Below are 12463 nucleotides of genomic sequence, written 5' to 3' on the forward strand. Positions count from 1 at the left end.
TTACGCTGCAGTAATTGTGCGCTTATGCCACCACGCCATATTGCTCACGGTAGGTGCGCATGGCATCGAGATGCTCAGCGTACTGTCCTGTTTGCTCAATGTAAGCGATGATTTCTTCAAACTTAATAATCGATACCACAGGGATATCGAAGTCACGCTCGACCTCTTGAATGGCCGATAGCAGGCCATTGCCACGCTCTTGCCGATCAACCGCGACCAACACGCCAACCGCAGTTGCGCGCATTTCTTTTACCAATGTCATGACTTCGCGAATGGCTGTGCCGGCAGTGATCACATCATCAATAATGAGCACGCGACCGGCCAATGCTGAGCCAACAATCGTGCCGCCCTCACCGTGTGCTTTGGCTTCTTTGCGATTAAAGCACCAGGGCATATCGCGGCCGAAATGCTCGGACAGCTGCACGGCAGTGGCCGATGCAATAGGAATGCCTTTGTAGGCTGGGCCAAACAGCACATCGGCATCGAGCTGGTTATCTACGATAGCGGCGGCATAAAATTGACCCAGAGCCGCTAAGCGTTTGCCGGTGTTAAACAGCCCGGCATTGAAGAAATACGGCGACTGCCGACCAGATTTCAGTGTAAAACTGCCAAAACGTAATACCCCTTGATTAAGGGCAAATTCGATAAACTCACGTTGATACTCGCGCATAGAAAGCCTGCTGCATTTGTCGCTTGAAAGTGCGCCATGATAGCGTGAGAGCAAGCAAAATGGGCACAAACAATGACAACAAAGCCACAAGCACATCGACTCGCAGGCCTTGCCAGTCTCGCTGGCACCACCATTGAGTGGTATGACTTTTTCCTTTATGGCACTGCTGCCGCACTGGTTTTCAATAAGCTATTTTTTCCCGAAATGGATCCGCTCAGCGGCCTCTTCGCGGCCTTTGCCACCTATGCCGTAGGCTTTATTGGTCGCCCACTCGGCGGCGTCATTTTTGGGCACTTTGGCGATCGAGTTGGGCGTAAGTCCATGCTCATCCTGACCTTGCTAATGATGGGCATCCCGACCATTGCCATTGGCCTAATTCCCACTCACGAGATGATTGGCTACTGGGCGGCCGGCCTGCTGGTTTTACTGCGTTTTATGCAGGGCGTGGCCGTCGGTGGCGAATGGGGCGGCGCCGTATTAATGGCCGTGGAGCATGCGCCAGAAGGCCGCAAAGGCTTCTATGGCAGCTTGCCGCAAACTGGCGTGGGCGCAGGCTTAGTGCTATCTAGTTTAGCCATGGGTGCAGTGTCATTGCTGCCCGAGGAAGATCTGATGAGTTGGGGTTGGCGCCTACCATTTTTGGCGAGCGTAGTGCTTCTTGGCGTGGGTTGGATCATTCGCGCAAAAGTGCCGGAATCACCCGAATTTGCAGCGCAGCTCGCGAAAGCCGAGCCCGTAAAAGCACCATTAAAAGTGGTCTGGCGCTCACATAGAGCGGCGGTGCTCAATATTGTTGGCGCGCGCATGGCAGAAAATGCGTGGTTTTATTTAGCCGCCACTTTTGCCCTCGCCTACGCAACAGGCGAAGGCGGGCTGCCACGCAGCGACGTGCTTTCCGCCATTACCGCCGGCGCCGTACTGTCGCTCATCACAATGCCTTTGGCAGGATGGCTATCGGACATAATCGGCCAAAAACGCTTATATACTATTGGTCTACTGTGCTTGGCCGGTTTTGTTTGGCCATTTTTTGCTTTGCTTGGCCTGCGCGATTTAACCGCCATGTGGTGGGCAATGGTCATCGCCATCGGCGTCGTTTTCCCACTGATGTACGCGCCCGAATCACTGCTATTCGCTAGACAGTTTCCGCCTGAAGTACGCTACAGCGGCATCTCTCTCGGCGTGCAAGCGGCAGGCGTGCTCGGCGGCGGCTTTGCTCCGATGATCGCCACTGCCTTATTAGCTTATGGCGGCGGCGATCCGCATTACGTTGTGCTGTATTTGCTCAGCCTAGCGGCCTTAGCGCTGTTTTCTGCTAGCCGCATGAATGCGGATCGCTAAAGCCTTAGCGCAAAGTTTTTACTAGGGCATTAATGACTTCGCTTAACTCCTTTGGCGAGTTTTCCTGCAAGAAATGGCCGCCGCGCACGGTGATATGCGGCTGGCCATTGGCGCCTGGAATACGAGCCCGCATATAGACATCACCACCACGAGTGATCGGGTCGCCTTTGCTAAAGCAGGTCAGGAATGGTTTCTGCCATTGCTCCAACACTTGCCATGCCGCGCGATTAGCGCCTGTTGCTGGGTCATTTGGCGTGGTCGGTACTAAACGAGGGAATGCACGAGCGCCAGCCTTGAAGCGGCTGCTGGGAAATGGTGCGTCATAGGCCGCACGCTCATCAGATGACAGCGCATTGAAGCAGCCTGATGCGACGATGCGACTTATCGGAAACCATGGGCTGTAAAGTGCAAAGTTCTTCCAGATTTTAAACGCCTTCGGCATCGCCTGATCGCCAGTTGGCAACATGCCATTGCCCACGACAATGGCGGCGAAACGATCCGGATGCTCTGCAGCCAAGCGCAGGCCAAGCAAGGAGCCCCAGTCTTGGCAAAACAGAGTGATGTTGCGCAGATCGAGCTGAACAATAAGATTGGTCAGCCACGCCATGTGATTAGCATAGCTGTAATCGTTGAGCTCGCTGGGCTTGTCGGACTTACCAAAACCAATCAAGTCTGGTGCAATCACACGGCTGCCAGCAGCGGCCACGAGTGGAATCATGTGGCGGTAGAGATAGCTCCAGGTTGGCTCGCCGTGCAGCATTAGCACAGGATTAGCTTCGCGAGGGCCTTCATCGACATAATGCATGCGCAAGCCGCCAGGGCTAAGCTCACAATAATTCTCGGCAAAAGGATAATCAGGCAAATTGGCAAAACGAGATTCGGGGGTACGTAGCGCAGCCATAGGTGGCTCCTGAGGTTCAAGCATTAAAGGTGTGTGTGAAAGCAACGGCAATGCACGGCATAATGGCCGACCTTAGCAGAATTCACCTGTAGGACGTTTGCATGCGCATCATTTCCGCCAACCTCAATGGCATACGCTCTGCCGCGAAAAAAGGCTTTTTCGACTGGCTCACTGAAAAAAGTGGGGCAGATATTTTGTGCATTCAAGAAACTAAAGCACAAATCCATCAGCTCGATGACGCTGTGTTTAACCCCGATGGCTGGCACCGTTACTTTTTCGATGCCGTGAAGCCAGGCTACTCCGGCACCGCTATTTATAGCCGCCGCGAGCCAGATTCCGTACGCACAGGTTTGGGCTTTGAGATTTGCGATACTCAAGGCCGTTGGATCGAGGCGCAGTTTGGCGACCTCACCGTAGTTTCGCTGTACTTACCCTCTGGCTCGGCCAATGAAGATGCGCAAGCGCGCAAAGACATCTTTTTAGGCGAGCTAATGCCCATGCTGAAAGCTCGCCAGTCAGCTGGCGAAAAGCTGATTATTTGTGGCGACTGGAATATTGCGCACAAAGAGATCGACTTAAAAAACTGGAAGGGAAATCTGAAAAATTCGGGCTTTTTGCCGCATGAGCGCGCCTGGCTCACCACATTATTTGATGACACCGGCTTTGTTGACGCTTTCCGCCTCATCGACGAACGCGCCGATCGCTACACCTGGTGGAGCAATCGCGGCCAAGCCTATGCTAATAACGTAGGATGGCGCATCGACTATCACATCATTAGTGAAAACCTGCGCGACTGCGTGCAGGCAGTAGACATTTACACGGATGAGAAGTTCTCCGATCATGCGCCCCTAATCATCGACTACGCCGACTGAGCTCATCATGCCCGCACCCGACAAAACCACGCTTAACCGCTGGCGCCAAGACATTCGCTTCAATGCCCTGTTGCGCGAACACACGCTGACTTACACCACGACCTGGGGCATTTTCTCGCCCGAGAGCATCGACGCTGGCACGCAGCTATTACTCGATTATATGGAAGTACCTGCGGACGCCGACTGCTTAGATATCGGCTGCGGCTATGGCCCAATCGGCATGACATTAGCCAAGCTAGCGCCACAAGGCCAAACGCTGATGGTCGATAAAGACTTTATGGCGGTCGAATACGCCAATAAAAACTGTGCGCTCAATGGCATCAACAACGCTAAAGCCATGTTGTCGAATGGCTTGCAGCATGTGCCCGAAGGCATGAAGTTCGACATCATCGTGTCGAACTTACCGGCCAAAGCCAGCAAAGAGCAGCACTACTTATTTCTTTTCGACAGCCTTGCTCGCCTGAAGCCGGGCGGCCGCTTTTATGTTGTCACCATCAATGGCTTACGCGAGTTTATGGCGCGCACCATGAAAGAAGTTTTCGGCGATTACGACAAGCTCAAACAGGGCAAGGTCTACACCGTCGCGGTGTCGGAAAAGCGCTAAGCCATCGCGGCTTAGCGCATCAAGCAGAAGTTAAACTAGCTCGACGATCAACAGCACCGTCGCCGCTAGCATTAGCGAGAACGTCAGGCCAGCGCCCATGCGGCGCGCCTGCATCGCCGTCGTTAACATGCCAATCGCATGCAAAACGCGGCCGACACTGAAGGCAATGACTAGGCCGGCAACCCAGTTATTTGGCGTCTGATTCATGCACAGAGCCAATATCACCAAGCCAAAAATGGGCACGAACTCAATGCCGTTGCCATGGGCGCGAATGGCGGCTTTCATGGTGATATTGCCACCATCGCCGTGAGCCACTCGCTCACGCATACGCACGCGCGAGACGTTCATCGCCAGCAGTAATAACAGCGCAGCATTGAAAGCAACAAAAGCGTAAAACCAGATGAAATTATCCATGGCACATACTCAAGCAGGAAAAGTTGCTTGAGTATGCCAGAGCTAGTGTTGCGCGCCAGTAGTCATACTGCCGCGCAAAGTGCTTACCAGCCCAATGCTTTTTGCTGTGCCGCCAACAAATCTTTCACACCAGCATCGGCCAAATCAAGCAGCGCAATCGTCTCATCACGGCTGAATGATTTGCCTTCGGCAGTGCCTTGAATCTCGATTAGGCCACCATGCTGCGTCATCACCACATTCATATCGGTGTCGCAGGCAAAGTCTTCGGTGTATTCCAAATCAAGCAATGGCACGCCGTCGACAATGCCCACCGAAATCGCGGCAACCAAATGCTGTAGCGGGTCTTGCTTAATTTTCTTCTCACGCAGCAACCAGCTCAGAGCATCGACCAAAGCCACTGCACCACCGGTAATTGCAGCGGTGCGCGTGCCGCCATCCGCCTGAATCACATCGCAATCAACAGTGATGGTGTGCTCGCCGAGTTTCTTCATATCGACCATGGCGCGCAGCGAGCGGCCAATTAGGCGCTGAATTTCCAGTGTGCGACCACCCTGTTTGCCGCGACTGGCTTCACGACCATTACGGGTATGTGTGGCGCGCGGCAACATGCTGTATTCAGCAGTAATCCAGCCCTCACCTTTGCCTTTCAGAAAGCGCGGTACACCAGTTTCCACCGACGCAGTGCACAACACTTTGGTGTTGCCAAACTCGATCAGCACCGAACCTTCAGCATGGCAGGTGTAATCGCGAGTGATGGTGATGGGGCGAAGTTGGTTGGGCAAACGACCGCTAGAGCGCATGGGCTATTCCTGAGTGGATGATAAGATGGCGCACAGTATACCTGCCGAGAGCCTTACCATGTCCGATCTGCCCGTATTCAGCATGACCGCCTTTGCCCGTGGCGACGCCAATGGCTCATTTGGCCAAGTCAGCGTGGAGCTGCGCTCGGTCAATAGCCGGCATTTAGAGGCCACATTGCGGCTGCCCGATAGCCTACGTGAGCATGAATTTGCCTGGCGCGAACGCCTGCGCAAAACCATCAGCCGTGGTAAAGTCGAACTCACCGTGCGCCTCGATGCCGGCTTGGATGCGCCCGCGAGCATTCGCATCAATACCGCCCTAGCCGAGCAGCTGATCGCCGCCGCCGAGCACATCGACGGTCTCACGCGTCACAGCTCCCCGATAAATCCCACCGACATTCTTGCCCTGCCCGGCGTCATCGTGCGCGACATGCCTGATCTGAGTGAGCTTCCCGTGATTGTCGGCGAGCTAATTAATGCCGCGCTATCGGACTTTTTGGCCATGCGCGCCCGTGAAGGTGCGGCTTTAAAAGCAATGATTGAGGCAAGACTGGTGGGCATCGAAAACGAAATTGCTACCGTGCAAACTCGCCTGCCAGTAATCATGCAGCACTACCGCAGCAAGCTCGCCGAGCGCCTAAGCGAGCTCGAAGCGGCGCTAGTGCCCGAACGCCTAGAGCAAGAACTGGTGCTATTTGCGCAAAAGATAGATGTCTCCGAAGAGCTAGATCGCCTCACCGCGCATGTCGCTGAAATTCGCCGCGTGCTGAATAGCGGTGGCGCTATTGGCCGCCGTCTGGACTTTCTGATGCAGGAGTTAAACCGCGAGGCCAACACCCTCGGCAGCAAGGCCAGCACCGCCGATAGTGCATGGTCTAGCGTTGAATTGAAGGTGTTGGTGGAGCAGATGCGGGAGCAGGTTCAGAACGTCGAATAGTCTTCATTTGGGTTGGGCTAAGCGCTGCTTAGCAAGTGCCCAAGGCAAGCGACGCCCCGCTTTAGCCATCCTATCGTATGCCACTAGCGCATCTTCAATAGATAAAACTCGATGAGTTACAAGCTGCTCTACGACCCATATCGTACCTTGAACCAATATCGCTTCTCTTTCAGCGGCCTTTCTGAGCGCCATATCTCCAGTTAATAGTGGGCACTGCTCTTGCCTAGCGAGTGCAAGAGCAAAGCAGTCATTCATACTAGGTCCACTGTATTTCTGTCGAAGCTCAAAGGAGTACATCATAGAGTCAGAGGTGAGCTCGCCTAGCAGCAAACCTAAATCAATCAAATAACCATGCCGCTCACTAAGTTCCTCATGAAATAACACGTCAGGAACTTTGAATTGGTAAGGTAATTTGAAAAAGAGCCCAAGTAACTGCCCTTCTTCCAGGTCAATGAGAATATTGGCATCACTGATCAACAGATACACTTACATCGTCTCAGTCAGCATTTGACGCTGCTTATGCAGTGTCATTACCGACATCTGCAACAGCTCAGCGGCCTTCGATTCACTGAGAATCCCCTCAGCCAGTGCACGATAGACTAACTGCTCAAACAGCTGCGTCTGCTCCTGTGGATAAGGATTACTTGGCTCTTGCTTGCGCCAGCCGTTTTTTGAAAACTGGATGAATATTTGGCGTTTCTTCTCTTCGGTGATCACACCAAGATCGGCACTACGATACAAACAAGCAGCCATGCTTAAGCCGTACTCATGCTTCAAAAAATAAAGCTCTTTCGGATCTATATTTGACCGGCGCTCACCTAAGTGCTGATAAAGACCAATATCAGGCAATAAAAACGCAGAAGCAAAGCGATTGGAGGCCATCTCTTCGTTAACAGACTCATCTAACAAGTCATGTAAGACAAGATGCCCAAGCTCGTGTGCCAAGGTAAATCGCTGACGACAACCAGGCCAATGGGAAGACACTACTACAATAGGCTGCCCTGAAATTTTAGCTTGTAAACCATCAAATTTATCGGCTTGGGGTACGTTACTGACGATAACCAAAATACCCTTAGACTCGAGTAAATCAATCAAATCAGGAAGCGGATTCATGCCTAGCTGCCAGTCATTGCGGACTTTAGCGGCAACCAACTCAATCTCTTCTAATGTATTCACCACGGGCACATCAGGACGATAGTCAAACCCAGCAATAGGGAAGTTTGGCCACAAATTTTTTAGCGCTAACCAACGCTCTGCTTGGTCAACCACATCAGATTCAATTTTTTTCAACAGCTTAGCTGAAGCTGAGGCTTTCTTACGATACTCCACCTCCCCCAATATGACTTGTGCTGGGCGAAAGAAGTACTCCGTACGAACTGACAAAGCCGTCGCCAATTTAAGTAATACACCTGACGAAGGCATGCTTTGGTCGTGCTCATATTTTTTAACCATGTTGGCACTAATACCAACCTGATCACCTAAGGCCTGCATAGACAGGCCAGCAGCAGCGCGTGCTCGCTTTATCCGCTCTCCAATCATGCCGGCCTCCGGTTTATAAAAATAAAAATTACTTTATAAATATAAACCGACATGGCCATTTTGTCGACTGGCCTCATGGCGTGATGACTTACATATTGCCGAGTCAAAGAGGCACTGTATATTTTACAAACTCCGCTCACTAGCACGCGACCTAGGCAAGTGCCGCTGTGTAGAACTGCTCGATGACATCAAAGTCTGCCGCCGCCTCCAGCTTCGCTAGGGTTGTTATCTTAATCGTGCTGCGAAACAGACCATTTGCTTGATAAGCCTTGTGAGATGCAAGCGTTAGCGGGGCTAACGTAACAATCATGCTGCGCCAAAGCGAACATACCTCTACCCTTTACACACTTTCTTATTATCAATAAGTTTGCATGCCAAATAACGGTTGATTTAGACACTCATTGAGTGCATTATTCCGTAAACTAAATTAGTTACTCTATGCATAATTTTGAAATAAAAAAGCTACGTGAGGAGCTGGGACTTACCCAGCTTCAGGCTGCCTCACTAATACATTCTAGTGTGCGTGCTTGGCAGCAATGGGAGTCGGGTGAAAGGCACATGCATCAAGCTTTCTGGGAGCTTTTCATCATTAAAACGAAACATACTGAACGAGAGAACGGAAATATGTCGTCTACCATCCCTACTATCACGCTCAGAGACTTGAAAAAAGCTCACTACGGACTTGCAGTGTCAACTCATAGTATTGAGCAGGTAAATGCAGGCAGCTCTCAGTTAAAATTCATTGATTTGTTTGCGGGAGTTGGGGGGATCAGACTAGCTTTTGAGAAGGCTGGTGCTGCTTGTGTTTTCTCATCGGAAATAGATATCCATGCCCAGCTTACTTATTACACTAATCATGGAGTAGTTCCTTACGGCGATATTTCAATGATTGATGCAGATGCCATACCCCTGCATGACATCTTGTGCGCAGGCTTTCCCTGCCAACCATTCAGCCATATTGGTAAGCGCGAAGGCTTCAAGCACCCAACCCAAGGGACTATGTTCCATGAGATTGTTAGAATAGCCGAAAGAAAGCGGCCGAAAGTCTTATTCTTAGAAAATGTACCAGGAATTTTGAATCACGATAATGGCAACACCTTAAAGGTAGTGCTCGACACGCTCACTGATCTTGGTTACAAATGTAACCACACAATCCTCAATGCTAGTGATTTTGGCGTACCTCAAAATCGTAAACGATTTTATCTCGTTGCATTTCAAGGTAACGATTTTAACTTTTCTTTCCCTAAGCCACCAATGAAAAAATCTGACATCGGTAATTTTTTAGAGAAAGGCGCAGAGGGTTATTCAGTTTCTGAGCACTTACAAAAAAGCTATTTATTCAAAAAAGATGATGGGCGGCCAATTATTATCGATCGAAATACTAAAGGCCCTATAAAAACCTTAGTCTCTAGCTACCACAAAATTCAGCGCTTAACAGGTACTTTTGTCAAAGATGGCGAGACAGGGGTCCGCCTTCTAACAGAGAGCGAATGTAAAAAAGTTATGGGGTTCCCTAGTGACTTTAAATTTCCTGTATCTCGCACTCAAATGTATAGGCAAATGGGTAACTCTGTCGTTATTACAGTAATCGATGCTATAGCAAAAAACATATATGAGGCCATTTCTCAGAATAAAGGCGCAGTCGATAAAAAGCCAGAGTCTGCGCAGGCGGTTAGTCTCGACTTAACGATATAGGCATTTTGAGCTGAATTCTTTTACCTCGACGCTTTGATGGGTATGTCCATGAAAATGGAGCCCCTCGCGCACTGCCTATAGCCTCTTTTAACTCACTCATGTATGCATTTGTTGATTGCATTTTACAAATACCAGATACTGCGTTTCTAGTTAAAATGAAGTTGGCAATTTGATTATGATCTTCAATAAGATGATCGGAATCATGCTTTCCCGTGATAGCCCACTCGATCAGCTTCTCCATATAAGTGTTCAGTACGGCATCCGTATCTATAGGTATCATTTTATCTATTAATAGACTTTCATAAGTGCCCCAAGAGCCTGCCTCCTGGAAAGTTTCAACTACCTCATTAAAGCTATCATCATTAGGAGCTATTACTCTCGTAAAATCTTTAGCTTGGTAATCATGACAACTGACTCGTGAGGACTTTGTATTTTTAACACTAATATTAATTGGGCAGCCGACTTTAGATGATGTGAAAACCTTCAAATGAATATCTGTTTTTGGGCTACCACCATTCTGAAGCTTAGTGATTGTGTCTGTGGCTTCTAAAGCCTTTATCTGAAGCCTGTCTATTTTCAAGTCGTATATAATTGAATCTAAAATAACATCGTACTCAAGACACAATTTTTGATTATTTTTATAGGCGGTGAGATTTTCTAGGCTATTTAACTGCTCAACTAAAAAGCTCTCAAACTTGTTTCCAATCTTACCATAATAGCTACCCGACTCCTCCTTTACCTGACATAACTGATCCGAAAAAGAATGCGCGTATCCTTCTATTGAATATAATTTTTCGCTTAATAAATCCTCAAGCTCCGCAGTGCGACTTTCAACTTCCGAACAATAGTTATAAAAAAATTCGTATAGCTCTGAAAATGTTAGCCAATGTGTTGCAGGTGAGAAAAAGTGGCCATTTTGCATCTTAGTTCGCGTATTTACAAACTGACTATTTTCTTCTTCTCCATCAGGAAACAAGAGTATTGACGCAACAATATTTCCTGAAAACGCAGAGTATTGTTGTATGCCAAGAAAATCATAAAATGGAATTTTTACTCGGTCTGAACGAAAAGAGTTACTGGCGCGAATTAATATAAACTTTCTATCTACAGTCTCAACTATAAAGTCACACTTGAACTGCTTATCATATTTATAGTTTTTATGTGCGTGGCTTACATCCTTATCAAACCCCACTATCAGCTCATCGCTAAGTAGCGCCTCTAAGAGCTGAAGCACCTTATGCTTCACCTCCTGTCCACTCCTAACCTTTTCAGCATTACTGATTATTTGAGCACTACTCATGTTGAAATCTCTATATTAGATCGACAGAAGCTCTATAAAGGCCTACGGCTAACGCCCAAATACACTGCGCGCCATAGGCCTCTTAACTAGTTGCTTATTCGCTAAACCCTAGGCCTTATCCAGCGCCTGAGTTAGATCAGCCAAGATGTCATCGATATGCTCGATGCCAATCGACAAGCGCACCAAGTCTTCGCTAGCGCCGGCCTTGGCCAACTCTTCAGCGTTCAACTGGCGGTGAGTGGTCGATGCAGGATGGCAGGCCAAGGATTTTGCATCGCCGATATTCACTAGGCGCAAAATCATCTGCAAGGCATCGATAAAGCGGGCGCCTGCTTCAACGCCGCCTTTAATGCCGAAGCTGACAATGCCGGAGCCTTTGCCATTGGTGATTTTCTTCGCCGTGGCGTTATAAGGACTGTTTGGCAGAGTGGCGTAATTCACCCAGCTCACTTTCTCGTGCTTGCTTAAGAAGTCCGCGACTTTCTCGGCATTTTCGCAATGGCGCTCCATGCGTAAGCCCAATGTTTCCAAGCCCTGCAGCAGCAAAAATGTGCTGTGTGGCGCTAGTGCAGCGCCAGTATTGCGCAATGGCACTACGCGGCAGCGAGCAATATAGGCTGCGGCACCAATATCACGGGTATAGACCACGCCGTGATAGGAGGGGTCTGGCTCATTGAGTAACGGGAAGCGCTTGGCATTGGCCTTCCAGTCAAACTTGCCAGAGTCAACGATCATGCCGCCGAGCGTGGTGCCGTGGCCGCCGATGTATTTGGTGAGCGCATGCACAACAATCGCTGCGCCATGTTCAAAAGGTCGGCATAAATATGGTGTGGCAACGGTGTTATCGACAATTAAAGGAATACCGTGCTTGTTGCCGATCTCAGCTAATTTAGCAATATCGACGACGTTACCGGCAGGGTTGCCGATAGATTCGCAGAAGATCGCACGCGTTTTGTCGTCAATTGCCGCCTCAAACGCCTCGTAGTCATCATGCGAAATCATGCGCACTTCAATGCCCTGACGCGGGAAGGTATGCGCAAATAAGTTGTAAGTACCGCCATAGACTTGGCTAGTGCTTAAAATATTGTCGCCAACGCTGGCAATACACTGAATGGCATAGGTAATTGCCGACATGCCCGATGCAACCGCCAGCGCGCCAACACCGCCCTCCATGGCCGCCACGCGCTCTTCTAAAACGGCGTTGGTCGGATTGGTGATGCGCGAGTAAATATTGCCGGCGACTTTCAGGTCAAATAAGTCAGCGCCGTGCTGGGTGTTATCAAAGGTATAGGACGTGGTTTGATAAATTGGTACAGCCGCAGACTTTGTAGTTGGTTCTGATTTATATCCGTGGTGTAAGGCCAGTGATTCCAGTTTCATAAACTCCCCCTGT

13 protein-coding genes are annotated in these 12463 nt (G+C 49.7%); 5 read left to right on the top strand and 8 right to left on the bottom strand.

Annotation, left to right across the window (positions count from 1 at the left end):
• Positions 1-22: 22 nt before the first annotated feature.
• Positions 23-670, bottom strand: a complete 648-nt coding sequence (gene pyrE / locus ACFQ0F_RS09480) for an orotate phosphoribosyltransferase (protein ID WP_379071489.1) — start codon at positions 668-670, stop codon at positions 23-25.
• Between the two features lie 72 nt (positions 671-742).
• On the opposite strand from pyrE, the gene ACFQ0F_RS09485 reads away from it, so the two are divergent.
• Positions 743-2008: an MFS transporter gene (locus ACFQ0F_RS09485; protein WP_379071492.1), complete on the top strand. Its 1266-nt coding sequence runs from the start codon at positions 743-745 to the stop codon at positions 2006-2008.
• A gap of 4 nt (positions 2009-2012) precedes the next feature.
• Here the strand turns inward: ACFQ0F_RS09485 and ACFQ0F_RS09490 are convergent, their stop codons facing one another.
• Complete coding sequence (locus ACFQ0F_RS09490; RefSeq protein ID WP_379071495.1) at positions 2013-2909, bottom strand: haloalkane dehalogenase; 897 nt, start codon at positions 2907-2909, stop codon at positions 2013-2015.
• Positions 2910-3010: 101 nt separating this feature from the next.
• Between ACFQ0F_RS09490 and ACFQ0F_RS09495 the strand changes: the two genes are divergently transcribed.
• A complete protein-coding gene (locus tag ACFQ0F_RS09495; RefSeq protein ID WP_379071498.1) occupies positions 3011-3781 on the top strand; it encodes an exodeoxyribonuclease III in 771 nt (256 codons plus the stop codon).
• Between the two features lie 7 nt (positions 3782-3788).
• Entirely contained in the window at positions 3789-4385 is a 597-nt protein-coding gene (locus tag ACFQ0F_RS09500) for a class I SAM-dependent methyltransferase (protein WP_340675927.1), read from the top strand.
• A gap of 30 nt (positions 4386-4415) precedes the next feature.
• Here the strand turns inward: ACFQ0F_RS09500 and ACFQ0F_RS09505 are convergent, their stop codons facing one another.
• Positions 4416-4799: an MAPEG family protein gene (locus ACFQ0F_RS09505; RefSeq protein WP_340675926.1), complete on the bottom strand. Its 384-nt coding sequence runs from the start codon at positions 4797-4799 to the stop codon at positions 4416-4418.
• Between the two features lie 83 nt (positions 4800-4882).
• Positions 4883-5599: a ribonuclease PH gene (gene rph / locus ACFQ0F_RS09510; protein ID WP_340675925.1), complete on the bottom strand. Its 717-nt coding sequence runs from the start codon at positions 5597-5599 to the stop codon at positions 4883-4885.
• A 58-nt stretch (positions 5600-5657) separates the two neighbouring features.
• On the opposite strand from rph, the gene ACFQ0F_RS09515 reads away from it, so the two are divergent.
• Entirely contained in the window at positions 5658-6536 is an 879-nt protein-coding gene (locus ACFQ0F_RS09515; RefSeq protein WP_379071503.1) for a YicC/YloC family endoribonuclease, read from the top strand.
• Positions 6537-6539: 3 nt separating this feature from the next.
• On the opposite strand, the gene ACFQ0F_RS09520 is transcribed toward ACFQ0F_RS09515, so the two are convergent.
• Positions 6540-7022 carry a PIN domain-containing protein gene (locus ACFQ0F_RS09520; protein ID WP_379071506.1) on the bottom strand — a complete coding sequence of 161 codons (483 nt, stop codon included), beginning with the start codon at positions 7020-7022 and terminating at the stop codon, positions 6540-6542.
• Positions 7023-8075: a helix-turn-helix domain-containing protein gene (locus ACFQ0F_RS09525; RefSeq protein WP_379071509.1), complete on the bottom strand. Its 1053-nt coding sequence runs from the start codon at positions 8073-8075 to the stop codon at positions 7023-7025.
• A gap of 438 nt (positions 8076-8513) precedes the next feature.
• Between ACFQ0F_RS09525 and dcm the strand changes: the two genes are divergently transcribed.
• Positions 8514-9770, top strand: coding sequence for a DNA (cytosine-5-)-methyltransferase (gene dcm, locus ACFQ0F_RS09530; protein WP_379071513.1), 1257 nt, complete (start codon positions 8514-8516; stop codon positions 9768-9770).
• On the opposite strand, the gene ACFQ0F_RS09535 is transcribed toward dcm, so the two are convergent.
• Both ACFQ0F_RS09535 and ACFQ0F_RS09540 read right to left on the bottom strand, forming a co-directional pair.
• Positions 9748-11070 carry an MspI family type II restriction endonuclease gene (locus tag ACFQ0F_RS09535; protein WP_379071516.1) on the bottom strand — a complete coding sequence of 441 codons (1323 nt, stop codon included), beginning with the start codon at positions 11068-11070 and terminating at the stop codon, positions 9748-9750. The genes dcm and ACFQ0F_RS09535 overlap by 23 nt on opposite strands.
• 108 nt (positions 11071-11178) lie before the next feature.
• Entirely contained in the window at positions 11179-12450 is a 1272-nt protein-coding gene (locus ACFQ0F_RS09540) for an O-acetylhomoserine aminocarboxypropyltransferase/cysteine synthase family protein (protein ID WP_379071519.1), read from the bottom strand.
• Positions 12451-12463: the final 13 nt, after the last annotated feature.

This window comes from Paraperlucidibaca wandonensis, from assembly GCF_042677145.1.
GTDB lineage: Bacteria > Pseudomonadota > Gammaproteobacteria > Pseudomonadales > Moraxellaceae > Perlucidibaca > Perlucidibaca wandonensis.

Excerpts from the sequence above, each read along its gene's own strand:
- pyrE (WP_379071489.1), bottom strand. The coding sequence starts at position 670 with ATGCGCGAGTATCAACGTGAGTTTATCGAATTTGCCCTTAATCAAGGG.
- ACFQ0F_RS09485 (WP_379071492.1), top strand. The coding sequence starts at position 743 with ATGACAACAAAGCCACAAGCACATCGACTCGCAGGCCTTGCCAGTCTC.
- ACFQ0F_RS09490 (WP_379071495.1), bottom strand. The coding sequence starts at position 2,909 with ATGGCTGCGCTACGTACCCCCGAATCTCGTTTTGCCAATTTGCCTGAT.
- ACFQ0F_RS09495 (WP_379071498.1), top strand. The coding sequence starts at position 3,011 with ATGCGCATCATTTCCGCCAACCTCAATGGCATACGCTCTGCCGCGAAA.
- ACFQ0F_RS09500 (WP_340675927.1), top strand. The coding sequence starts at position 3,789 with ATGCCCGCACCCGACAAAACCACGCTTAACCGCTGGCGCCAAGACATT.
- ACFQ0F_RS09505 (WP_340675926.1), bottom strand. The coding sequence starts at position 4,799 with ATGGATAATTTCATCTGGTTTTACGCTTTTGTTGCTTTCAATGCTGCG.
- rph (WP_340675925.1), bottom strand. The coding sequence starts at position 5,599 with ATGCGCTCTAGCGGTCGTTTGCCCAACCAACTTCGCCCCATCACCATC.
- ACFQ0F_RS09515 (WP_379071503.1), top strand. The coding sequence starts at position 5,658 with ATGTCCGATCTGCCCGTATTCAGCATGACCGCCTTTGCCCGTGGCGAC.
- ACFQ0F_RS09525 (WP_379071509.1), bottom strand. The coding sequence starts at position 8,075 with ATGATTGGAGAGCGGATAAAGCGAGCACGCGCTGCTGCTGGCCTGTCT.
- dcm (WP_379071513.1), top strand. The coding sequence starts at position 8,514 with ATGCATAATTTTGAAATAAAAAAGCTACGTGAGGAGCTGGGACTTACC.
- ACFQ0F_RS09535 (WP_379071516.1), bottom strand. The coding sequence starts at position 11,070 with ATGAGTAGTGCTCAAATAATCAGTAATGCTGAAAAGGTTAGGAGTGGA.
- ACFQ0F_RS09540 (WP_379071519.1), bottom strand. The coding sequence starts at position 12,450 with ATGAAACTGGAATCACTGGCCTTACACCACGGATATAAATCAGAACCA.